A 25,294-nucleotide genomic window follows, 5' to 3' on the forward strand; every position below is an offset into this window, starting at 1 on the left:
ATGATTAACGAAAAATTACTCCTTTCAAGCGCTTCGAAACGAATTATAAGCTATCACTTATATTTTTTCCTGTTTTTTCTAATTGGACTTATATATTCTCCTTGATCTATAATAAAGCTGCGTTACTAATAAGCGCTACTTTCATAGATTGGGGGAATATCCTGTGAACACTACTTTTTTTTGTAAACGAATTACTGAACTGGCTGTAGACTGCGTTGGCTCTCTACTCATTGGGATCTCCGTGGTGGTCTTTGCCTTAAACGCCAATTTCGCTCCCGGCGGAATTAACGGAATGTCCATTATCATTAATTATCTGACCGGCCTTCCTATCGGAGCCGTGATCATCGGCCTGAATATACCGATTATCCTGTTCAGTTTCCGTCTTCTGGGCAAACGATTTTTCCTGGTATCCTTAAAAACCATGGTGATCAGTTCCCTGTTTATCGATCATGTGGTCTGCTATTTTCCGCCCTTCTCCGGAAGCCGGCTGGCGGCGGCGCTGCTCTCCGGCCTTTTCGCAGGCACAGGATTTGCCCTGATCTATCTTCAGAATTCCTCCACCGGAGGCAGCGATTTTCTCATCATGTCCGCGAAAAAACTGAATCCCGGATTTTCAATCGGACAGATCACTCAGATCTTGGACGGCAGCGTTATCCTGATAGCCGGCTTTGTCTTCCGGGAAATCGACGCCATCATTTACGGAATTATCTATACGCTGGTCAACAGCTTTGTTATCGATCTTGTTATGAGGCAGCTGACGTTGCACCGCAATTCCAGCCATATCAAATATCTGGTTCCATAGGAGATATTCAGTACAAATATAGTTCAACGCAACATCTATGACAAAATACTATTTTTATCCAAACCAGTAAAAACGCACGAAAGAGGATTTCGGAACAGTGGGGTCAATTCCCAACCGTTCCATATCCTCTTCCGTGCGTTCCCTTCATCACCCTTGTTAAACAATTAAAATTTTACTTCGATTCCACCCCATACACTTCAATCTGGCTCAGCGCCGGAAATGGCGAAGGATCATCCGCCTTAATCAGCTCACTCACCTTAATCCACTCAATCCCCTTTTTCTCAATGCTGAATTCATGAGGCTTTACACTCTTTTCCATCTTCACCACTTCCTTTGATCCGTCGGAAAAGGTCAGAGTTGCGCTTACCCACCAGTTATCATGCGGGAAATCCGCTCTCGTATAAAGCACGATTTTATCAAAATCAACCGCCCTTCCAAAGTCCAATGTGATCTCAGCATCATCCTGCATATTGATTCCCCAGGATTCATACGGCCATTTTCCGTGGGACTCATTGGCAAGCACGCCGTCGATGGCATTGCGGGCTGCGAATACGGCCTCTCCCCTTGTTTCCACATTCGCATAGGCATGAGGGAAGCATCCGGTATCTCCATGCTGGTCCATCACATTTTTCGCCAGGTTCTTATAGGCGGAGATTTCAAATGGCCGGGCGCGGCGGAAAGTCAGATAATGCTTATCCCCGGTAAATGATTTCGGATTATAGGAAACTCTCTTTTCCTCAAATGGAATCACATACTCCACGCTGGATTTGGTCAAATATACAAATGCCTCATCCATGGTATCGTCAATTCTCACCACATAATATTCATTGACATCAGAAGTCTCCAAAAGGATCTGATCCCCGGGTTCATACTCTGCCTCATAAACGGCAATTATATGGTCATTATCTTCTGCCTGAAACTTTACATTATTGTCCTTATCCACGATACTCAGTTTCATCATAATAAAATATCCTCCTAATATACATTGTTTAATACAAGTATATCAGGAGGATGGTCAAAACAAAATATTCAATTTCATTGATTTATGTACTATTTTACAGATTATTTCGTTTCTTCTCTTGGCAGAAGCACATTCAGCAGGATTGCAACGATTGCAGCTGGAACAATACCGGAACCGCCGAAGATCAGCTGCACGCCCTGAGGCAGATTGGCAAGAGCCGCAGAATTGGCTCCAAGACCATATCCGAGACCGATCGCTACGGAAACAATTGTAATAGTTCTGGAATTAATATCATCTTTTGTGATCAGCTGGATACCGCTGACTACGATGGACGCAAACATCATAACAGCTGCGCCGCCTAACACACTCTGAGGCATAATGGACACCAATGCAGCCAGTTTAGGGAATAATCCGCAGGCGATCAGGAATACGCCGCCGATGGCAATTGCAAACAGGTTAACCACTTTTGTCATGCCTACAAGCCCTACGTTCTGGCTGAAGGATGTGTTTGGAAGCACGCCGAAAATAGCTGCAAAAGAAGATCCCAAACCATCGCAGATAACGCCGCCGGAAAGCTCTTTATCCGTAGCTTCCCTTCCCATACCGCCTTCTGTGATACCGGAAAGATCGCCCACCGTCTCCACCGCAGTTACGATAAACATAATACCGATAGGTATGATCGCCCTGGCGTCAAATACAAGCGGAACCGGCAAAAGCTTCGGAATTGAAATCCAAGGCGCAGACGCCACTTTATCCCAGTTAAGAACCCAGGACTTTGTGATCTCAGCCGTTGTTCCGGCAGCCGCATCCGTAAACATAAAAGTATGAGGCAGAATAAATCCCATAATAGCCGCAACGATATATCCGATAATTACACCGATTAAAATAGCGGAAGAACTGGCAAATCCCTTGCATTTATGCTTTAACACTACGATTGTAACCAAAACCACCGTACCTAAAAACAAATTTTCCAAAGAGCCGAAATCCTTTACGCCGCTGCCGCCGCCAAAGGAATTGATGCCCACGCTGATTAAAGAAAGACCGATGGATAGCACAACCGTACCGGTAACAACCGATGGGAAAAACTTTCTCAGCGGTTTCAAAAACATTCCCAACACGCCTTCGAAAAGGCCGCCGACAATCGAGGCACCAAGTATGGCTCCATATGCGACCACACCGCCGCCCATAACGCCTGCCACACTTCTGCATACACCGATAAATCCTGAACTGGTTCCCATAACAACCGGAAGACGCGCTCCCACCGGACCGATCGTAAACAGCTGTACCAGCGTAACAATACCGGCCACCAGCATGGCATTCTGTAAAATGGCTACCTGAAGTTCATCTCCTGCCGTGATCCCACAGGCCCCTGCAATCAATATAATAGGGGTCAGGTTTCCTGCAAACATGGCAAGAACATGCTGAAGTCCCAGCGGAATTGCAGTCTTTAAAGGAAGACGTCCTTCCAGCTCTTGAGGTGAGGAATAAACTTTTTCCGTACTCATATAGTACCTCCATAATATAAATTTTTCATTAATAAAATAAATATTTTATGAACATACTATAAGGTTACCCATAATATTGAAAATTGTCAACCTTATTTTCCAATTAATATGTTTTTTTCCGTTAATTCCACAATAAGCATATTTTGATATTTTCTATCTTTGAATATCTGACTATTTCCCTTCCGCCGGACGTATGGCATCTTATCGTATAGCCTCTGACCGTCCCGCCGCTTCCCCTACCCGCACTGCCACATGATTTGCGACTCTTGTATCAAAAACAGATGGTATAATGTACTCCGGGCACAGCTCTTCCCGACTGACCAGTTCCGCAATCGCATAAGCGGCGGCCACCTTCATCTCAGAATTGATGTCCCTGGCTCCCGCATCCAGCGCCCCTCTGAAAATCCCCGGAAAAGCCAGCACATTATTGATCTGGTTGGGATAATCCGATCTGCCTGTTCCCATCACCTTAACACCTGCCTTAACCGCCTCCTCATACATGATTTCCGGCACAGGATTTGCCATCGCAAATACCACCGGATCCACATTCATCGTTTTAACCATCTCAGCAGTAAGGGCTCCCGGAACCGATACGCCGATAAATACATCCGCACCCTTCAGCGCATCTGCCAAACTTCCCCTTTTCCCCTCCAGGTTCGTGATTTCACATAACATCCTCTTATGCCCTTCAATCCCCTTTTCTCTCTCACGGTAAAGAATTCCGTGTTCATCGCAGGCCGTCACGTTTTTTACACCGGCCGCCAAAAGCATCTTAATGATCGCAGTCCCCGCCGCTCCCGGCCCGTTTAAAACCACCTTGATCTCATCCATTTTCTTCCCCACCACTTTTAAGGCATTGATGAGAGCTGCCGTCACAACAATAGCGGTTCCATGCTGGTCATCGTGAAAAACAGGAATATCCAGTTCTTTCTCCAGCCGCTCCTCGATCTCAAAGCATTTTGGCGACGCGATATCCTCCAAATTGATGCCTCCAAATGTGGGCGCCAGATATTTTATGGTCCTGATCAGTTCTTCCGTGTCCTCCGTATCCAGGCAGACCGGAAATGCATCCACATCCGCAAAGGTTTTAAAAAGAGCCGCTTTTCCTTCCATCACCGGCATCGCCGCCTCCGGCCCTACTTTTCCAAGCCCCAGCACCGCCGTCCCATCCGTTACAACGGCCACCAGATTGCCTTTTGCCGTGTAACGGTACGCCGCACTCTTATCCTCTGCGATTTTCCGGCATGGTTCCGCCACCCCGGGAGTATATGCGACGCTTAAATCATCTCTGCATTTCAACGGCACTTTACTCACCACGCCGATCTTTCCCTTGTATGCTTCATGGATTCTCAAAGCTTCTTTATAGTAATCTTCGTTCATCTCACGTTCTCCTTTATAAAACGCACAATCAGTTCCATTGCCTTTTCATATTCCGCCATCCTGTATACCGTGAATCCGTGAGACGCGCCCGGAAACCGCTTTAACGTCACCTCATTGCCCGCCTGGGCCAATTTAAGTGCAAATGCTTCCGCTTCATTGCACAGATCATCCAATCCGGCTGTAATCACTAATGTTCTGGGGAAATCCTTTAACTGCTCTTCCTCTGCCAGAACCGGAGACGCCAGGTAATTGGCCTGCTCCTCTTTTTCACAATAATAAAGATTATAAAGCCGGGCGCGTTCCACAGGAATCCCGCCTCCGCGCGCCTCCTTTTTATCCGGATCAGTCAGCAGATCCATAGGCGGATAATCTAAAACTGCAAGAGCCGGTTTAAACGCCTTTTCTGCCTTAGCAATCATACAGATTCCCGCAACCATATTTCCTCCTGCGCTGTGCCCGGTCAGTACGATCCGGCTCGTATCAATCCCCAGCTCTTTTCCCCGGGAAAATGCCCACTGCACCACATCATAGCATTCATACAAAGCCGTCGGAAACGGAAACTCCGGCGCAACCCTGTAATCCACATCCAGCGTCTTGCATCCGATTCCATAAACCAGCTTTCTGCAGTACAAATCGTCGCTGGCCGTCCTTTCCCGAATAAATCCGCCACCATGAAGATTAATAACCAGCGGCGCGGCATCATCTTTTTTAGCGCTCCGGGAAAAATACACGGTGGACTCCCCCGATCTGGTAGGAACTTTAATAACCTGAATTTCAACCGGATACTCATCCAGTTCTTCCTGTTTTACAACTGAGGAAGTCACTTTTTTTCTCGTTTCCACCGCCATTTTTATCATTTCTTCTCTGCTTATTTCCATTATTGTCACATCCTCTCTCATCTCGGTCATAACCATTTTCTAACAAGATTTTTTAATAAAACGGAAAGATAAAAGGAAGCCAGACAATCGAAAATACGGTGATAATCAACACCAACGGCAGACCGCACTTCAAATAATCCTTCATCTTATATCCTCCGGGCCCCATGATAATCGTTTGCGCCGGGCAAGCCATCGGAGTCAGAATTGACGCACATCCGGCGATGAGCACGCCCATAACCGCCGCTCGGGGATCTACCCCGATCTTAACCGACGCCGCGCTCACAAGAGGCACAAATATGGTTATGGTAGCGATATTGGACATAACCTGTGTTAATATTAGCGGCACGAGGAAAAATACCGCCATGATAATATAGGGATTTGTCGTATTTCCCAAAAGCATAATCATTTTCTCAGCCACCACATCTCCCGCTCCGGTTATCTTAATGGCATCCGACAGAGGAAGCACGCCTGCAAACAAAAATACGGTCGGCAGGTGAATGGACCCCAGCGCCTCTTTTTCATTCAGCACTCCGAAAATCACCAGAAGACATGCGCCGATACACGCCAGTATGTACATCTTAATTCCAATCACATCGGCAAATATCATGGCCAGTATGGTGGCCGCTATAATAGCAATCGCCGCCTTTTCTTTCATCGGGCTTAACTTGGCTCCGGTCTCTTTTTTCTTAATATTGTCATCAAACAGCTCATTGTCTATATCAGGCAGAAGTCTTCCGGCAATCACCGCCACATAGATCAAACAGATAATTAAAATCGGTATGCGGGCAAGGGTAAAAGACCAAATATTAAACGGTGTGGTTCCGCCCGCTTTCAGCATGACATCGCTCCATGTCATATTGCTGGCGCCCTGTCCCAAAAATGTCATTCCCGTCGCAATATTGGCGGCTACAATGGCCGGAAACAGAAGCTTGCTCCTGCTGGTTCCAATCTCATTGGCGATACCGATCAGCAACGGAAGCATAATTGCCGCTGTTGCCGTAGCGCTTGTTACAATTGCCAGAATCGACGCCACAATACTGGCCATAAGAATCAGTATTTTAGGCTTATTCTTATAGCTGGTTACAAGCACCTGAGCGCGGTCCAGCATGGTTGTTTTCGTGATCGCTGCCCCTACGACAAACATGGCGCAGAACATGACCACATTGGTATTGGTAAATCCGGAAAATGCTTCAGACGGAGACAAAACTCCCGTTTGGATTAATGCAAGAATAATACATGTTGAAATAAGGGAAAACGGAACTTTTCCCGACATAAATGCGATGATCGTAAGCACTAAAATAATCAGTGTGATCGTTAATGGACTCATAAAAAACCCCTCCTACTTTTATTTGCAGTTCATACGCGTATCTCCTGGTAAAAACTTTACCATATCTGCAAATAACTGTGAAATACTTGTTTTTTATGAGTCCATAGTTCAAATTTATTACTGGTCCGCCGCCTCAAAATACCCATGAATAAACTGAATGCATTTTTTAGCCGCCTTGCTCAGCACCCGCCCCTTCTTCCAGACAAATCCCGCTTTATAGGTCACCGGATTGTCAAGGCAGACCGCCGTCATCTGTTCACTTCTGATCAGCGATGTAAATTCATCCCCCAGCACAAAGGATACGCCCACATTATTAGCCACCAGATTATAGGTTGTGACCATCTGCTGCGGAATGGACAAAATATTGGGCACAAGGCCATGTTTTTGAAATTCCGCATCTATTTTCTGGCGTATATAAGAATGGGTGGGCAGATAGATGAGGGGGATACCGGCCAAATCCCCGATGGAAATGGTCTTATTTTTTGAAAGCGGATTATCATTATGAACCAAGACCTTCATCTCCCCCCGCCTGATGATAAATGTCTCATAATCTTTCAGGATTTCCGCCTCTTCTCTCAGAACCATGTACCCCAATTCGATTTCATCCGATTTCAGCGCTTCCATGATGCCGTAGCTTCCCAATTCCATCACCTGAAGCCGGGCCATGGGATATTTTTCCATAAAATTCCGGTACAGCACAGGCGTTACAAAGGCTCCGTTAATGGGCGCCACCCCGATATTCAGCATCCAGTCATTCGCCGCGGACATCTCCTGCATTTCCTTGACGGACCCTTCAATCCGCGCCAGAATATCCACCACTTTTTCAAGAAATATCTTACCCTCGCAGGTCAGCATCACGCTTCTTTTATCACGGACCAAAAGGGCAACTCCCAGTTCCTCTTCCATCCGCTTAATTGCAGTTGTAATGGTAGGCTGCGCCACACAAAGCTCCTCCGCCGCCTTGGTAAAGCTCCCCGTTCGGGCCACCGCTTCAAAATACTCCAGTCTGCGAAACTCCATCTTTCCCCCATCTCTTCCTTACAAAGAGGACTGCGCCTCTCTGATCACCTCAAAGGACCGCCCCAGTTCCTCAAGCTCCGAATCCGTCAAATGATATTCCACCAGCTCCTTAACCCCCTGGCTGTTGATAACAGCCGGCACGCCGGCATAAATCCCCTGCTGGCCGTATTCCCCGTGAAGCATTGCCGATACAGGAATCACTTTATTCTCATCCCTTAAAATAGCATTTACGATCTGAACCGTTATGGATGCGATTCCAAATGTAGTCGCCCCCTTTGCATTGACGATCCGGTACGCGATCTTAGCCGTATTCTCCTTCACTTTATCAATGTCAAATTCTTTCAGCCTGTCCTGGTTGTCCTGAAGAATCTCCAGAAACTTCTTTCCTCCCACCGTCACCTGGCTCCACGGTATCATCTGGGAATCCCCATGTTCTCCCATGCAGAGCGCATAGACGCTCTGAGGATCCACATGCATCACATCTGCCAGATGATAGCGGAGACGTGCGGAATCCAGCGCTGTTCCCGTTCCGATCACCTTGGATTCCGGCAGCCCGGACAGCTTCTGCACATACCAGCTGATCACATCCACCGGATTGGTAATCACCACAATGCTGCCGTTAAACCCGCTTTCCATAATAGCCGGAACCACCCCATTCATAATTCCGGCCGCCTTGCCAAGCATATCCAGCCTGGTCTGCCCTTTAATATACGGAAGTGCAGCTGCGATTACAACCACATCGGCATCTTTACACTCCCCATAAGTTCCGGCTTGTACATGCATCTTGCTTCCGCTGTACCCCAGAGAATGCTGCAGATCCGTAGCCTCCGCCCACGCCTTTTCCTCATTCAGGTCTATGAGCACCAGATCATCGCAAACCTGCCCCATAACCAGATTAAATGCTGTCGCCGCCCCTACGGAACCAATTCCTACAATCACCACTTTGCTTCTACCAATTGCCATAATTACTCCTTTCTTCTCCAAACGGATTCGTGTATCAAAAGGTCTTGCCCCTGCAAATTGTCTGAATTGTTTGCCAGGGTTCGGAATTAAGGACTCCTAAGACCGCCGGATTTTGCTAAAAGCGAGACGAAAATGCAGAACTCGCTGCGCTCAAACATGCTGTCATTTTCGTCTCAACGCAAGATCCGGCAGTCTAAGGATTCCTAAATTCCTGCACATGCAAACCATTCAGACAATTTGCAGGGGCAAGACCTTTTGACACATGAATCCCATATATCATAAAATCCTAAAACATTTTCAAATAATAATACGGCAAAAACAGCTTCTGCACCATTTTAATTTCAGGCATCCACTGGCCCACATCTAAAAATACAGGGCAGAGAATTAAACTCCCTATGATGAAAAATGGGATCAGACAGCAGATAACCGCCCCATTCCTCACCACACTTTTCAAAAGGAATGCAAACAGGGAAACAGACACCGCGTAGACCGCCATGCACGCCGCCTCATATCCGAACCGCCCCATATTCCCGGTCACCTTTAAGGAAATCAAGCCGGAAACTGCGGCCAGCATAACCGGCGATAATACGGATGCCGCCTTACACCATATCTTCAGAGAATAGGGAACCGGAATATAAAGCCCTTTTTTCTCGTCCTCCAGCAGCATAACCGCTGCAAATATACCGGAAATGAAGACCATAACTGCGGCCACCCCCCGGACCGGAAATCCGGTTTTCACCGAAACTTCCTCCATATTACCTCCATCCATTGTATCATAGGCAAAAGCAAATGTGCTGTGATTCGTCTGATACACATCAAATAAATTTTCCAGCTCATTCCATGCCAGATCCTTATCGAGCGGTTCAAATGCCTGTTCCTCCACCGCATAATTTTTTAACAGCAGTCTTCCATACTGCTCCATCAAAGCCGCAAACACCACTTCAGAAGCCAGCGGCGATACCACAGTGGAAGGAGAGGTACACAAACCGATGCTCCGCCTGTATTTCTCCGCATTCATCCTTTCTTCCAGATCTTTATAAAATATATAACCGCATTCCGCCCGTTTGGAAGACACCTCATTTTCAAGCTCTTCTACAGAATCGCACCGGTAAAATTCAAACACGCCGCCTTTTTCCGTCAGCGTATCCGCCGTCCGCTCCGCCAGGTCTCCCCCTTCCACATAAAGAGCGATCCTGACTCCTTCCTCCCCGCCGGACTCAGCCTTCTTCGCCCCGTATAAAACGAGAGGCAGAAGCAGGAGAAGAATCAGATAACCCGGATGTTTCAGCTGCCTTTTACAGGAAAGGCAAAACCATGTCCATATTCTCATAGCCGCCTCCCATTCCATCTCTGTGCCAGCGAAGCCCCGGAATAAAATACAGCCGCAGCTACAAAAAGGCGAAACAGTGACCATACCGATAAGGAAGATGTGAGCAGACGCCTAATCGCGTCCATCATCCAGCTGACCGGAAGATAGCCTGCAAGCTTCGTCAATCCCCCCGGAAGAAAAACAGAAGGCACAATGCCGCCCGCTATGAAAAGCATTCCCACCGAGCACAGAAAGATTCCCATCACGCCTGCCATGCGGTTTCCGCAAAACTCATAGATAAATACAATCATAGAAGCTGCCGCCAGACAAATCAATACTATGACCGCAAAAAGCTGTAAGCTCCATTCTAAAAATCCAAAAACACATGCCCCGGCCGCTGTCAAAAATGCCGCAAGGAGCAAAAGTACAGTGACGGACAGCAGACTGCAAAATGTCTGTTTCCAGCTTCCGATTCCCATCATTTCCAGCTTCTGCTGCAAAACCCCATTTTTTTTCTTAACAATCATAGACGCAGGTATCCCGCAAAGAAGCAAAAACAACACAAATGCAGAAATACCATAAAACTGCAGCGTTGTCAGATCGCCTGTAACCGATACCTGGTAATCGTCAAAATAAGTATTTCTCGGCAGACTGTAATTCAAAAACATCTTATTAATATCCCCATTGACCCGGTATATCTTATCCATCATGTCATACTGCATACAAAGATTGTCCGCCGCATAGATGGCCGCCTGCGCAATCCCCAGAATCTGAGCACCGGAATCCGCCAGTTCCTTGAATATGGCCGCCTCAATCCCGGTAGACTTTGGAAATATAATGGTGGCCGGCGTATTGGTTCCGTCAATAATCCCTTCTATCATATGATCCGGAACCACAATGAGGGCGGATAACTCCCCCTGCTCCATTTCCCGTCTTCCCTGTTCCAAATCCACATACCTAAGATCACAGATGCTCTGTACGCTGTCCATCTCTCCCAGAATATACATAACCTTTTCCGCAAGCTCATCCTTTTCCGGCAATACCATCCCGATCTGAATCCGTCCCGCAACGCTGTCACCATAAATCATATTACTAGCAGAAAAAGCAATTGTGCCAAGCAAAAATGCCAGCACAACTGCTCCTCCTATAAAATATGGTAATTTACGGCAAGTTTTTTTAAGCTCAAGCTGTAAATAAACCAAAAACATCCTCATCTTTATCCTCATTTCCGCATGGATTTCTTAATTGAGTTTGCCAATAAGTCCGAATATTTTCATATATGCAGACTGAATAAGATTCGTCCAATCGCTTTCTGTTGCAGCCAGAATATCAAACGGCTCGCCTTCCAGATCTTCTACTTCATCCTCCATCGGCGCGATGGAATAATAACCAGACAGTTCAAGCAAATCCATTCCACCCGAAGAAATCATAATGGAATCAGCGTCAGCCCTAAATCCTTTGCCCTTTTCCAAATCGTCAATTGCTCCTGAGACAGACATCTTAAACATCTCACTGCCGTTGTCATATCCGGATAACATGAGATCATAATCGCCCTTTTCCACATTATAGCTTCCGCTGTAAGCAATTTCTACCAGCTCATCATCAAAATCAAGGCCAAAATCCACATCACAGGTAAGGTCTTTCTTATCATATTTTCCTTCTTTTGCAAATGTAATTTCGCCCTTTTCACCATCCACATCCAATGTGAAAGAAGCCGTCATGTTCTGTGTCAGATATGCTCCGCCGTTCATCTCCACTTTCAGCCCCAGCACCGCATGGGAATCATCCTCATTGGTAAGCCCTGTTTCCGCTTCAAGAGAAATCATTCTGCCCTGTTTATCCAGATAAACAGTAACCTTAACTTCATCATCCATGCTGTCGTCCAGAATTTTAATAAGCTCTGTGCTGCCCTCATCCATGGCATCCCACATCTCATTTACCAATGTTTCTCCATCATACAGATCCCCATAAATACTGGAACCGTACATCTGATTCGACAAATTCATAACCTGGCTGTAATATTCAATCAGCTCCTGTTTCAGCGATTCGTCATCCAACAGAAACTGACAGGATTCGTCCACGAACTGAATCAGATTGTCTTTTGAAACCACCATGTCAAATCCTCTGCAGGTTACTTCTTTACCATCCACTTTGAATTTTTTCTTCTCGGAAATTTTTTCCACTTTTATGCTGTCCTTCAGCTTTTTGAAGGAATCGTTCTCTTTATCAAAACGCTCTTTCAGCCCGGCAAAATCGATGGGGCCTGTGGAATCAGGAGTATACAGGTTCTGGCAGTATTCAATATAATTCTTGAAAGCGTCCATATCAACTCCGCTTTCGGCAATATATTTGCCTAAATACGGTGAACGTTCAATCTGCCCCGCCAAATCATCCGCATAATTCAAAACAAACACTTCATCAAACAAATCCGGTATGGACGCTTTGAAATTCGTGTCGTCATAATACATTTTAAAATTTGTAAAATTAACTCCGCCGTAAATGATGCCCAGATTCAGAGAACCCACCTGTTTCTCCAGATCATTTTTCTCAGACATATCAAATCCGGCGCCCTCAAGACCGCTAAGCCCCAGCACGTTATCCTTTACTAAAGTCAGACCTAATCCATAATCCGTGCTGGATTTCTGTGCATTTTTAAATATATCGGAAAAACCGAAGATCTCTTCTGCCGGCTTCACCTCTTCTGATGAGTATACGCTTTTAAACGCATCAAATACTTCCGCCTTAGGATCCTTTTTCTGCATCCCAAAGAATGCGGCTGCGGCAACACCCACAACAACAACTGCTACGGCTGCAGCGATAATAATCCCTTTGCCCTTTTTCTTCTTAGGCATCTCAGGCTCTGTCGGAACAGTAAATACAGGTGCTGATATCATCGGTGCCGTTGTATCCGCTTCTAAAGTCTCTGTCTTTTTTTCGTCCTCATATTCAGAAGCTTCCAATACAGGTTCCGCTTCCGCTCCTGATTCCATTCCTGCTTCCGTCTTATTATCCGTTTCAGCGCTGTCGCCCCAGTCGATCTTACGCTCTGTCAGATCCGGCATTTCCGGCATCTTAACGCCGTCCGCTTGATTTTCCGGCTCCTCATTTGTGGAAGCGGTCTCCGCCTGAGTCTGGTTATTCATCAGTTTACTGCCGCAGGACGTACAAAATTTCGCATTTTCTTCATTTTCCATGTTGCAATTAGGACATTTCATCACTCGGTCTCCCCTTATCTTTTATTTTTCAAACCGGCTCACCAATTCTTTGGCACTCATCCCTATGGGAGCCTGATCCAGTTTGCCGTGGTTTAAAACATACATTTTATTGCACAAAGACAGCTCCTCCAATTCGTGAGAAGAAAGCAGCACAGTGCCGCCAGCCGCCATGTACTTTGTGAGATAATTTCTGATATCTTCTTTACAGATCAGATCAAGAGCTGCTCCCGGCTCATCCATGATCAGGATTGGAGCATGATTGGACAGAGCACAGGCGATGCTGAGCCTCTTTTTCATTCCTCCTGATAACCGGCTGACAGCGGTTCCCAGGAAATCACCGATTCCCAGCATTGCCGCCGTCCCATGATCCAGATCCGCTTCTAACTTCTTTTTATCCCCGCGATAATATAATCTCAGGTTATCTTTTGCAGTCAGTTCCTCCATCAAAGGATTTTCCTGGGGAACATAAGCGATGCACTCAGAAATAATCCTGCGGCTGCCAAGAATCTCCTGGCCCTCATACTTCATGCTGCCTTTATCCGCTTTTATGGTTCCCGACAACACCGAAAAAAGAGTCGTTTTCCCGCAGCCGTTGCTGCCGGCGATTCCAACACATTCGCCGGGAGCCGCCGAAAAAGCCACTCCTTCCAACACGCTCTTCTGTTTATACCGTTTCCAGACATCAGTTACTTCTATCATAATAACTCCTATAATATGTATAAGAAAACTTTACTACAAAAAAAAGTCATGGTCAATGAAGTTTTCCTTAATTTCCCATGACTTTTTTATATATTCAGATAATTCTATTCTGCTGTTTCTTCCTTCTTTTCAGGAGCAGGATTTAAATCACCAGGCTTCATGCTCAGATTAATACGTCCCATCTTATCCACTTCAATTACCTTAACGGTAACTTCATCTCCGATATTAACGACGTCTTCCACTTTAGCAACTCTCTTGTCAGAAAGCTTGGAAATATGAACCATACCATCCTTTTTAGGAGCCAGCTCAACGAACGCTCCGAAATTCATGATGCGGACAACTTTACCGGTTATAATCTGGCCTGCTTCGATATCTGTCACAATGCTCTTGATGATGCCGATGGCTTTTTCGATCATCTCTCTGTCGGTACCGCAGACAGCTACATTGCCCTCTTCCGAGATATCGATCTTAACGCCGGTCTGTTCAATAATCTTGTTGATCACGCTGCCCTGTTTTCCAACAACATCGCCGATTTTTGTCGGTGGAATGCTGATCTGTTCAATCTTGGGAGCATATTTGCCAACATCTTCTCTAGCTTCTGAAATGACCGGAGCCATAACTTCGTCAAGAATATAAATTCTGGCTTCACGGGTTTTAGCAATCGCTTCTTCGATAATCGGTCTTGTCAGTCCATGGATCTTAATATCCATCTGGATTGCGGTAATACCCTTATGAGTACCGCCCACCTTAAAGTCCATATCTCCAAAGAAATCTTCCAATCCCTGAATATCCGTTAATACCACATAATCATCGTCTGTATCTCCGGTAACCAGACCACAAGAAATACCTGCAACTGCTGATTTAATCGGAACTCCGGCTGCCATCAGTGATAAGGAAGAAGAACAAATGCTGGCCTGTGATGTGGAACCGTTGGATTCCATGGTCTCTGATACGGTACGGATTGCATATGGGAATTCCTCTTCTGAAGGAAGTACCGGAATCAAAGCTCTCTCAGCTAACGCACCATGGCCGATTTCACGGCGTCCCGGTCCTCTGGATGGTTTTGTCTCACCAACAGAATAGGACGGGAAATTATAATGATGCATATATCTCTTGGATTTTTCCATATCATCGATACCGTCTAATTTCTGGCGCTCTGATAATGGAGCCAGGGTACATACATTCAGGATCTGTGTCTGTCCACGTGTAAACATACCTGATCCGTGAACGCGAGGCAAAAGATCGATCTCTGCTGCCAGAGGACGGATCTCTGTCATTCCACGGCCGTCCGGACGCTTATGGTCTTTTAAGATCATCTTACGAACGGTCTTCTTCTGGTACTGGTATACGGCTTCGCCTAAAACTGCAAGCCATTCTTCATTCTCTGCAAATGCTTCTTCCAGCTTTGCAGTGATCTGGCGGATATTCTCTTCTCTGGTCTGTTTATCATCTGTAAATACCGCAACTTCCATCTCTTCCGGAGTTACGATCTCTTTCATCGCTTCAAACAATTCTGCCGGAACCGCGCAGCTTGTATAGGTATGCTTCTCTTTTCCGCACTCTGCTACGATGGTATCGATGAACTCAATTACTTTCTGGTTCACTTCATGAGCTTTAAAGATAGCGTCAATCATGGTCTGTTCAGCCACTTCATTAGCGCCTGCTTCGATCATGATAACTTTTTCTCTAGTGGATGCCACCGTAAGAGCCATATCGGAAACCTGTTTCTGGGCCTGAGTCGGGTTGATTACAAATTCTCCGTCCACTAAGCCAACCTGTGTGGTCGCACATGGTCCGTCAAACGGAATATCGGAAATAGCGGTTGCGATTGCAGAACCCAGCATAGCGGTTAATTCAGGGCTGCAGTCCTGATCCACAGACATAACCAGGTTATTCAGTGTTACGTCATTGCGGTAATCCTTTGGAAACAGAGGGCGCATCGGACGGTCAATCACACGGGAGGTCAGAATTGCATTCTCGGATGCCTTTCCTTCTCTCTTATTAAATCCACCTGGGATCTTACCTACTGCATATAATTTTTCTTCATATTCTACGCTTAACGGGAAGAAATCGATTCCCTCTCTCGGTTTATCAGATGCGGTTGCTGTAGAAAGCACTACCGTATCACCATAGTGCATAAATGCTGCACCGTTCGCCTGTTTTGCAACTCTGCCGATATCAACAGTTAAAGTTCTGCCGGCAAGTTCCATAGAAAAACTCTTGTACATACGTCTATTCTCCTTTAAATTAGAATTTTGTTCTGCGGAAGATGCCGAAACTACTGAAAAAGACACGAATGCTCATGCCCTTTTCAGCGGTCTCGGGACAAATCTTCCACATGAATTGCAAATAAAAATTCTCTTAATATCATAAAAACGCTTTCCTATGATATCAAGAATAGGGTGGAGATAATCTCTCCACCCTAATGTTCAAAATTACTTTCTGATTCCTAACTTTTCAATTAAAGCACGGTATCCGTCAAGATCTGTCTTCTTTAAGTAATCCAGAAGACCTCTTCTCTGACCAACCATCATAAGAAGACCTCTTCTTGAATGATGATCTTTCTTATTCTGCTGTAAATGCTCTGTTAATTCAGCAATTCTTGCAGTTAAAATAGCAATCTGAACTTCCGGTGAACCTGTATCTCCAGGTTTTCTGCCGTATTCTGCGATAATCGCAGCTTTCTTTTCCTTTGAAATCATGATGATTTCCTCCTTATTCTTATAGACTGACCGTGAACTAAGCTTCTGGTTGGAGTGTCCAAAAAACCGGGTTCTGGCGTTAACTCATACTTTGTAAGTTTATCACGAATTATAAGTCTTGTCAAATGAATTTTGCCCCCTATCTTATGGCATTCGCTATCTCCATCATCCGCGGAAGGCAAGCCTCGAAAAACATCTCATAAGACCTGCAGAAATACTGATGAAACGGTTCGTTTTCCTGCCTGTTTCTCCGGCATCCGCCCCGGCAGAGCGGATAATACCGGCAGTCCCGGCATTTTTCATCGTGATGTTCGGAATCCTCTATAAACCGGATCTCCTTTCTCACTTCATTCACCGCGTCAACCGTATCTTTATTAAAGTTTCCCAGTTTGTACTGGTCTAATACATAAAAATCGCAGGGATATACAGATCCGTCGGCCTCCACCACATACTGCATTCCGCAGATTCCCCTCATATCGCAGGATTCCGGTATCTGTCCGAGCAGCATGGCTATGTAGTTTTCAAACTGTCTGATGTAAGGCGGTTTTCCTTTTTGCAGATCTTCATACCACAGATCGAACAGCTTAATCAAAAAAGTGCCGTAGCATTCCGGTGTAAGCGAATATTCACGTTTTCCCGGCTCCTCGCCCAAAGGATCGAGACAGGCGATGAACTGCAGATAACTCAGCCCGTTCTTCTTATAAAATGCATAAGTCTTTTCAATCTGGGGAGCCGTCTTTCCATTAACCACGGAAAGAATATTAAATTCCACTCCCGCCTTCTTGAAAAGCTCAATATTTTCCATGATTTTATAAAAACTTCCCTCGCCCTTGATATTCCTGCGGTACAGATCATGGACTTTGGGGCCTCCATCTAAGGAAACTCCAACCAAAAAATTATTTTTCACAAAAAACTCTGCCCACTTCTTATCCGTATAATACCCGTTTGTCTGAAGAGCATTATATACTTTAATCTTCTTCGTATTATATTTTTCCTGTAATTCTATGGACTTCTCAAAAAACGGAAGCCCCACCAGAGTGGGTTCCCCGCCCTGATAGGCGATTGTACATTCCCCCTCCGCATAGGCAAAAATCTGTTTCATCACAGCCTCTAACGTTTCTTCCGACATCATCCCGTAGGACGACTGCTCCCGTTTCGACATGGTATCATAATAAAAGCAATACTCACACCTGAGATTGCAGTTTCCTGACGCTGGTTTAATCAATACACTGATTGGCGGCATATCTTCTCCTTCTCGTAACTCTGTTCTTTATCGGTCAATTTTATATTTCTCCATCATCTCTTTTAAAAATGCGGCATCTTCCTTCAGCCTTGGAATCTCAGCGGCACGTCCATCCGCTGCCATCCCGGATACCACTGTCAGCATGACATCCATACCTTCTTCAAACTTCTCTTCCCCGCGCACTTCAAGCGCATCTTCCATGTTAAATTCAGTAAACAGCATATTCGACGCCTCCGTTCCATGCTCTCTAAAAAACTCTAAAAGGATTCCTTCATTTTCGCAGTCCGATATCGCCTGAATAACCGCATCATCCCTGGTTTTACCGGTAATGATATAATCCCGGATCTTCTGAATAAAACAGGAATATTCATAAATGGGCTGACATTGTTTTAATATCGGATGATCTGCCGATAAATTTATATTAATAACTTTCACCCTTAATTCTAACATAGGTTCCCTGTCTTTTACAAGGTAAGCGTCGGATAATCTCAGCTCTTTTTCCGCAGCAAATGGCGCAGCTCCATTATAAAACACATAGAATTCCGGAACAGGAATGGAAATTCTCTTGTTTTTATATAAAGCTCTGGATTCAACCAGCTTTTCAAGGGTCCGTCCAAAGTAGATGGCATCCCGCAGCGGCATATTCTCGTTCAGCGTTGACTGGTGTTCGCTGATTACAAGAATCTTTTTTCTCACGGTGAACGCCATATCATTTTTTCTGGCCATAAAGATCACTCCGCTGAGAGTTGTATAATCGATATCTTCCGGTTTCACCTCCTCTCCCGGTTCCAGTGCCTGATAAAGTGCGGCCGCATTTTTAGGGTCGCCAAAAAGTGCCGTAAATGCGCTGGATTTCACTTCACGGTTCGTAATTTCTTTTGATGTACTGTCAATATCCATACAGTATCCTCCTTATTTTGCTTTCATTGGGAAATTGCGGCGAACTGCCGATAAGAAAATCTGAGGTGATCAGTATATCATATTTTTATGATTCGGTAAATACTCATTACAAAAATGCTGCCGTTTTGCCTTCTGATTAATGTTACCAAAAAACAGGACATAAGAGCGCCTTCATACGCCCTTATGTCCTAAATGCAAAAAACCTTTTTATTTAATTAAGCGCCCACATGTTTCAACGCCTGATCCACATGTTTTTTCGCTCTCGGAATATCTTCTTCGTCCAAATGTTCAATAATGATCGGGATATTTGGATGATTCTTCATCAGCCGTTCCAGATAGAGTTCATAGTTCAGCACTCCCAAACCAGCCGCCGGAAGTTCTACCGCACCTGCACCGCGGAAGCTGTTGTGTTCCGCCGAACCTCCGCCGAATTTCTCGCCGGTATCCACCGCCCTTTTACAGTCTTTTGCATGGGCTACGCGGATCTTATCGTCTAAAACATAGAATATCTTCTCAATGGTTTCATCCACATGGTCGATATTGTCTTCCCCAAAGTAATTGGTCGGGTCCATCAAAAGTCCAATTCCCGGATGATTCACCTCTCTTAAAAGTCTGGCCGTCTGCTCCACAGAACCTACGATGTTATTTACATAGTTCTCGATTAAAAATACGGCGTCATGATCATAAGCAAACTTTGCCAGATCAACCGCAATCTTCTTAAACTCCTGATATGCTTCTTCGGTCGCATTCTTTGGATCGTAAAGCCAGTCGCTTTCCACGTTATAAGTTCCCGTCTCGCTTACCACATATGGAGTTCCAAAATCTCTGGCGTGGGCCAGTATTTCTTTTACATAGTTAATGTTGGCCTCTCTCTGAACCGGGTCAGGATGAACCAGATTGGTATAAGCTGAGATAGCCACAATAGGGAGATTGGCATCCCGGAATGCGTCCCTCACATAATTCGCTTTTTCTTTTGTTATATTTCCTCTGGATAAATCAATGTCCTTAAATTCCAGATCCAGCTGCACACAGTTCATGCCGTGATCCTTTGCCCTTTTAATCGTTTCCTCCAACGAATATGGATAATATCCTGTAAAAATACCAACTGAAATCATACCTTGCTCCTCCTATAATAATTCTTCTAATTTAACTGTCCGTTCCTCTTTGATCGACTTATAACAAGCCTCCACACAGGCCAGCGTTTTCACATTATCCCTGGCGCTGATCTCCGGTTCCGTTTTATTTTCCACCGCACATAACAGATTCGCCATTGTTCCCACAAATGCATCCGGGAACCACATGGTATCCCATTTCGGTTCAATCCACTGATGGGGATAGGATTTACATGCAAGGCGAAGAGAGCTTCCTGCAAATTCCGGTTCCCGCTTATGCCAGCCGAAATCCCCTTCGGCAAATCCTTCCGTTCCTTCCACTCTCCAGTTAATATAATTGTGCTTCTCACAAGGTTCTTCCGGCCATGCCCATACGTCGTCCAAACTGGTGGCCATCAAACCGTCTGAATACTGATAGGTGTACTGGGTAATTCCATCCGTATGCTCAAATTTTGTTCTCGGATCGGTTCTGCACAGAGCCGTGATCTTTTCCGGGTCGCCGAACAGATAACGGAAAATATCAATATGATGAACGCCCATCGCATATAATTCCAGCTTGTTATACGCCTTTAAAAATGCCTGCCAATCCGGTATGGCTCTCATATCGATGGTGGCAATCACCGGTTTTCCAATCAGCCCTTTGTCCAAAACGTATTTTAACGCTCTCATGGACTGGTCATAACGCATATTTGAATTCACGGCTATGGGAATCCCTGCCTTCTCTCCTAGTTCGACGATTTCCTTCGCCTCTTGTACAGACATCGCTATGGGTTTCTGGCACAGAATTCCTTTAATGTGAGGTTTTGTACATACATACCTGACAATATCCAGCTGTACGTGCGGAGGCACCGCAATATCTATAATTTCCACCTCCGGATCATCCACCAGCTGATGCCAGTCTTCATAAACCTTCTCTAAATTATGTACGGCCGCAACTTCTTTACTCTGCTCCAGATCTAAAGATGTAATCGCATATGGATGAAAACCCGCTTTGCGGTAAGCAGCCAGGTGACAGTTTCTTACGATAAATCCCGCCCCGATAATACCGATTTTATAATCCTTGTTTTTAGGCATCACAGGAATCGTTGCCGCTTCCAGTTCCTGCCTTAAAAGTTTGGCACTGTCCATTTTTCGCATCCCCTTTCTTCATGAAACGTTTTATAAGTCATTTTCATACTAACAAATTGCGCCGTTCATGTCAATAGAATATTAGTAAATTATTCCCATTTTTTCTTGTCAAATGCTTAATTCCATGATATGATCCCATTATAGCATGAATCGTTTCACGTAATCGAAAGGAGATATAACACATGACCGGAAAAGAAAAATTATCATTAGCATTAAGCCATCAGGATGGACCGCTGTTATTGGACATTGGCGGAATGCCGACTACAGGCATTCACTGCTCTATTGTTGAAAAGATGAGGGAATATTATGGATTAGAAAAACGCATTATTAAGATAATCGAACCACTTCAGATGCTGGGCGCGCTGGATGACGATTTAAAAGAAGCTATGAATATTCAGACCTCTCCTCTATGGAACGCCGGAACCATGTACGGCTTCCGCCAGACAGATCAGTTTAAGGAATGGAAAACCCCATGGGGACAGGAAGTTTTAGTTGCCAAAGATTTTGTCACGACAACCAACGAAAAAGGGGATACCTTTATCTATGCCTGCGGCGATCCCTCCTATCCGCCCGCAGGACATATGCCAAACGGAGGATATTACTTTGATAATATTATACGCACACCGGAATTTGATGAAGACGAATACGACGTTTCACAAAATCTGGAAGAATTCGGGCCAATCGCACAGGAAGACCTGGACTGGCTGGCCGCGCAGAGAAAAGAGAAAGAGCATTCCACCGATGTCATCATGGGCAATTTAGGAGGAACCGCTTTCGGCGATATCGCCCTGGTTCCCGGCCCGCAGTTAAAAGCACCCAAAGGAATCCGCGATATTACGGAATGGTACATTTCCACCGCCATACGCCAGGATACCCTTCATGAAATCTTCGATTACCAGCTGAATTTTGCTCTGGAAAATCTGAAGAAAATGCATGATACCCTGGGTGAGACCATCCAGGTCGCCTATATCTGCGGCACTGATTTCGGAACGCAGAACGGGCCTTTCTGTTCCAACGAGGTCTTTCGAAGCCTGTATGCCCCATATTATAAAGCGGTCAACAACTGGATTCACGAAAATACCTCATGGAAAACATTTAAACACAGCTGCGGAAGTATCTACGGACTGCTTCCCGATCTGATCGAAGCCGGCTTTGATATCATAAACCCGGTTCAGTGGACCGCCAAAAATATGGACCGGAATCAGCTGAAAAATGAATTTGGAGACCGCATCACGTTCTGGGGCGGAGGCGTGGACACCCAAAAAACACTGCCCTTCGGAACTCCCGCCCAGGTTCATGACGAGGTTCTGGAATGCTGTAAGATATTCGGCAAAAACGGCGGCTTTGTATTCAATACCATTCATAATATCCAGCCTGGAGTTCCTGCGGAAAATCTGGCGGCCATGATTGAGGCGGTAAGGGAATATAATGGGGAATAGGTTGTAATTTATGAGCGAATGGGACGCATGGAATAGGGATTCAGAACGTGGAGACGGGAAGCAGATCCTCCCCCGGTTCTGCTTCCCGTCTCCACGTTCCATGCCGGTTTTTGCCGGCCTTGTTAAAAACAATATCCAAAAGTCAAAATCTACCTATTCATAAATTCTGTAATCCGTCTCTGCATGGCCTTTAAGGCTTCCTCTTCTGTTGCTCTTCCCTCAAGCACATTCTGTATTTCTTCCGGAATAATCCTGGTATAGATGGTATTTTTATACATGCTGTCATCTAAAATTTCCGGCATGATTCTCTTTCTGCTCTGGCGGAAGCTGGGCAGAATCAATGGTTTCCACGGTTCAATATTCTCCAGATCCGAACGGTTATAATACTCCGCTCTCAGCGTGGAACCGCCCAAAAGGGCCAAAGGAATAGAATTTTGCAGGCCGCAGGCCCACAAAAGGAACTGCTCCGCTTCTTTCTGATTCCTTCCGTAGGTATTCAACGCCAGGCTCCAGCCTCCCATGACGGGAGTTCCGCCCGGAATCAGGTCAAACCCCAAGTTTCCGGCCACTTTTGAGCTGGTATAGTTATTGATATCTCCCGCATCCGAATCATACAGGATGATCATGGCGCTTCTTCCCTTTTTAAATTCTTCTGAAATCTCATTCCAGGAACTGATCTCAAGACCTGACGTGCACCGGTAGCTTTCCACCATATTTTTAAGCGCATTCAAAGCCGGCTCCGTATCCAGATCCGGCCTTCCGGTTCCGTCAAATATCCGGCCGCCAAAAGACCACAGATGAGACAAGAAGTAAATGGACGTATACACATTCACCCCCCGGGCCAGAGAAGCTCCGTAAGGCACAGGCGATTTATCATTCAGGGACTGGGTGAAAAACTCAGCCACATGGTTGAATTCCTCCCATGTTTTCGGCGGTTGAAGCCGGCTTTTATACATTCTCTGGTATAATATTTTCAGTTTTTTATCCTCAAATAGATCCCGCTGATAGAAAAGGAGCTGGGCTCCCGACATAAACGGAACGCCATAGACAGATTCCACATACATTCCAAAATCCTTCAAAACGCCTTCTAAAAATCCGTCGAAAAATTCTCTGTTCTCTCCATAAAATTCATCCAGATTTTTCACATAACCGCTTTCAATCAAACCGTCCAGCCATGGAAGATCCATCATAAAGCCGTCATAGCAGCTGCATTTTTCCGCCGCCTGGGCGTATAGAAGATCTTCCAGCTCCTGATAGGTAAAAAGGTCGAATTCCACCTTTGCTCCGCTCTCTTTCATATAGATCGAACTGAGCATCTGCAGGCTTCTGGCCGATGGGCTGTCCAACATGGCAAATCTCAGAGAAGCCGCCGATCTCCTAATGCCTGCGTTCATAGGCTGGAACCAGTCCATTGTGGCTTCTATCCTGTCGATTGTAAACTCGTGATCCTGCCCTTCTTCGATACCCCCAAGCAGGCATTCTGCAGCCAGTTCCGCCACCTGTGTCTGTGACAGGGTCATCTGAATATCGTAATTGCCTTCATCTTCAATCCAGCTGCTCTCCTTAACAGCGGCAATACAGAGATCCTGCAGCCCGAGAGCGGCCTGAGCCTTTTTGATCCCCTGTGCCAGGGAACTGCTGCCGGCTATTACGCCGTCCAGTTCCGGGTGGCTGTATGCCAGCTGGAACAGCGCCTGAAATCCGCTTTCCCGGCTGCTGTCCACAGATTTCACCAATTCCATATCCGGAAAATAGCTTCTATAAACAGAAGACAGACCGCCGTCTTCCAATATATTGTACTCCATGATCAGGCCCACATGGGATAGACCCCTTTTTTTCATCTGCTCCATGGTCATGCCAAATGCATTCGTATAGTCGAGTATGATCTGGTCCCCCGGAAATCCCGGCACATTCTTGCCTGTGATCAAAACCATGGGAATCTGGTGATTTCTTGGGATATCCGTACTTTTCACATGGGTAGCGGAGTAGATCACAATCCCGTCCACTCCCTGTTCCATAAACCCGGCAATTCCCTTCTTTTCCACCATCCGGTTGTTGCGGCTTAATTTTACCAGAATTGAATAACCATGCTCCCTCAGCAGACTTTCCATCTGCTGCAAAAAAGCGGCATACTGGGGCTGGCTCAGATCCGGAACCATGACTCCCACCAATCCGCTGTTTGTATTTTTCAGATTTCTGGCATTGGCATCCGGGCGGTAAGATAGTTGTTCCACAGCATTTTCCACACGCCTGATCAAATCTTCATTTTTAGTTTTTCCATTCAGCACGTTGGACACAGTACCGATGGAAACCTGCGCCAACCTCGCCACATCTTTTATCGTTGCCAATCCATAAACCTCCTGCCTTTTCTTTATCTCTATCATAATGGATTCCCAAACATCTGTAAACACAAACCGAAAAAGAAATGTTGCATAAAATTGTTATTTAACGGGGTTGGCGAAGGGGGTACGCACAGAACCAGGAGGCGGAGCCGGAAGGAAACGATCAGAGGAGGGAACCGGGCCGGGGAAGCAAGATACGGACAGATGGGATCGTATGGAACCCCTTTAGAACTACTTAGGCCCGTAAGGACAGAACGAGGCAGGTAAAAACTGATTTCCGTCTCAGTTTTTAAAGCGCCGCTGAGCAGCGAAGTCATAAAGAGTTCACTGCGAATGGCGCTGGCCTGCCTCGTTCTGTCCTTACGGGCC

At 45.7% G+C, this 25,294-nt stretch carries 20 protein-coding genes; 2 read left to right on the forward strand and 18 right to left on the reverse strand.

Going from position 1 to position 25,294, the window contains the following annotated elements:
• Positions 1-163 precede the first annotated feature (163 nt).
• A complete protein-coding gene (locus C0033_RS06270; protein ID WP_180994585.1) occupies positions 164-802 on the forward strand; it encodes a YitT family protein in 639 nt (212 codons plus the stop codon).
• 172 nt (positions 803-974) lie between these two features.
• On the opposite strand, the gene C0033_RS06275 is transcribed toward C0033_RS06270, so the two are convergent.
• The 17 genes from C0033_RS06275 to C0033_RS06355 form a co-directional block, all read right to left on the reverse strand.
• Positions 975-1,763, reverse strand: coding sequence for a carbohydrate-binding protein (locus tag C0033_RS06275; protein ID WP_347501045.1), 789 nt, complete (start codon positions 1,761-1,763; stop codon positions 975-977).
• A gap of 101 nt (positions 1,764-1,864) precedes the next feature.
• Positions 1,865-3,268 (reverse strand): nucleobase:cation symporter-2 family protein, encoded by a 1,404-nt coding sequence (locus C0033_RS06280; protein ID WP_103227012.1) that lies wholly within the window; start codon positions 3,266-3,268, stop codon positions 1,865-1,867.
• Positions 3,269-3,469: 201 nt separating this feature from the next.
• A complete protein-coding gene (locus C0033_RS06285; protein WP_103227013.1) occupies positions 3,470-4,648 on the reverse strand; it encodes a malic enzyme-like NAD(P)-binding protein in 1,179 nt (392 codons plus the stop codon).
• On the reverse strand, positions 4,645-5,526 hold the full coding sequence (locus C0033_RS06290) for an alpha/beta hydrolase (RefSeq protein ID WP_180994586.1): 882 nt from the start codon (positions 5,524-5,526) through the stop codon (positions 4,645-4,647). The genes C0033_RS06285 and C0033_RS06290 overlap by 4 nt, the downstream gene beginning before the upstream one ends.
• Before the next feature lie 52 nt (positions 5,527-5,578).
• The gene (locus C0033_RS06295; RefSeq protein WP_103227015.1) at positions 5,579-6,853 is read right to left on the reverse strand and encodes an SLC13 family permease; all 1,275 of its coding nucleotides are present in this window, start codon (positions 6,851-6,853) and stop codon (positions 5,579-5,581) included.
• Positions 6,854-6,970: 117 nt separating this feature from the next.
• Positions 6,971-7,873, reverse strand: coding sequence for a LysR family transcriptional regulator (locus C0033_RS06300; protein ID WP_103227016.1), 903 nt, complete (start codon positions 7,871-7,873; stop codon positions 6,971-6,973).
• An 18-nt stretch (positions 7,874-7,891) separates the two neighbouring features.
• A complete protein-coding gene (locus C0033_RS06305) occupies positions 7,892-8,836 on the reverse strand; it encodes an L-lactate dehydrogenase (RefSeq protein ID WP_103227017.1) in 945 nt (314 codons plus the stop codon).
• A gap of 286 nt (positions 8,837-9,122) precedes the next feature.
• Positions 9,123-10,166 (reverse strand): ABC transporter permease, encoded by a 1,044-nt coding sequence (locus tag C0033_RS06310; RefSeq protein ID WP_103227018.1) that lies wholly within the window; start codon positions 10,164-10,166, stop codon positions 9,123-9,125.
• Complete coding sequence (locus tag C0033_RS06315) at positions 10,163-11,278, reverse strand: ABC transporter permease (RefSeq protein WP_180994587.1); 1,116 nt, start codon at positions 11,276-11,278, stop codon at positions 10,163-10,165. Before C0033_RS06315 ends, C0033_RS06310 begins: the two co-directional genes overlap by 4 nt.
• Before the next feature lie 108 nt (positions 11,279-11,386).
• Positions 11,387-13,360 carry a zinc ribbon domain-containing protein gene (locus tag C0033_RS06320; protein WP_103227020.1) on the reverse strand — a complete coding sequence of 658 codons (1,974 nt, stop codon included), beginning with the start codon at positions 13,358-13,360 and terminating at the stop codon, positions 11,387-11,389.
• A 21-nt stretch (positions 13,361-13,381) separates the two neighbouring features.
• The gene (locus C0033_RS06325; RefSeq protein ID WP_103227021.1) at positions 13,382-14,059 is read right to left on the reverse strand and encodes an ABC transporter ATP-binding protein; all 678 of its coding nucleotides are present in this window, start codon (positions 14,057-14,059) and stop codon (positions 13,382-13,384) included.
• Positions 14,060-14,163: 104 nt separating this feature from the next.
• A complete protein-coding gene (locus tag C0033_RS06330; RefSeq protein ID WP_103227022.1) occupies positions 14,164-16,287 on the reverse strand; it encodes a polyribonucleotide nucleotidyltransferase in 2,124 nt (707 codons plus the stop codon).
• A 207-nt stretch (positions 16,288-16,494) separates the two neighbouring features.
• Positions 16,495-16,761 carry a 30S ribosomal protein S15 gene (rpsO, locus tag C0033_RS06335; protein ID WP_103227023.1) on the reverse strand — a complete coding sequence of 89 codons (267 nt, stop codon included), beginning with the start codon at positions 16,759-16,761 and terminating at the stop codon, positions 16,495-16,497.
• Between the two features lie 139 nt (positions 16,762-16,900).
• Positions 16,901-18,004: an anaerobic sulfatase maturase gene (locus C0033_RS06340; protein ID WP_103227024.1), complete on the reverse strand. Its 1,104-nt coding sequence runs from the start codon at positions 18,002-18,004 to the stop codon at positions 16,901-16,903.
• Positions 18,005-18,031: 27 nt separating this feature from the next.
• Positions 18,032-18,904 (reverse strand): hypothetical protein, encoded by an 873-nt coding sequence (locus C0033_RS06345; protein WP_103227025.1) that lies wholly within the window; start codon positions 18,902-18,904, stop codon positions 18,032-18,034.
• Between the two features lie 215 nt (positions 18,905-19,119).
• Complete coding sequence (locus tag C0033_RS06350) at positions 19,120-20,019, reverse strand: sugar phosphate isomerase/epimerase (protein ID WP_103227026.1); 900 nt, start codon at positions 20,017-20,019, stop codon at positions 19,120-19,122.
• A gap of 12 nt (positions 20,020-20,031) precedes the next feature.
• Positions 20,032-21,144, reverse strand: coding sequence for a Gfo/Idh/MocA family oxidoreductase (locus tag C0033_RS06355; RefSeq protein WP_103227027.1), 1,113 nt, complete (start codon positions 21,142-21,144; stop codon positions 20,032-20,034).
• Positions 21,145-21,326: 182 nt separating this feature from the next.
• On the opposite strand from C0033_RS06355, the gene C0033_RS06360 reads away from it, so the two are divergent.
• Positions 21,327-22,583: a uroporphyrinogen decarboxylase family protein gene (locus tag C0033_RS06360; protein WP_103227028.1), complete on the forward strand. Its 1,257-nt coding sequence runs from the start codon at positions 21,327-21,329 to the stop codon at positions 22,581-22,583.
• Positions 22,584-22,732: 149 nt separating this feature from the next.
• Here the strand turns inward: C0033_RS06360 and C0033_RS06365 are convergent, their stop codons facing one another.
• Positions 22,733-24,931, reverse strand: coding sequence for an extracellular solute-binding protein (locus C0033_RS06365; RefSeq protein ID WP_180994588.1), 2,199 nt, complete (start codon positions 24,929-24,931; stop codon positions 22,733-22,735).
• Positions 24,932-25,294 lie beyond the last annotated feature (363 nt).

Origin of the sequence: Clostridium sp. chh4-2 (assembly GCF_002899675.1) — a bacterium.
GTDB lineage: Bacteria > Bacillota > Clostridia > Lachnospirales > Lachnospiraceae > CHH4-2.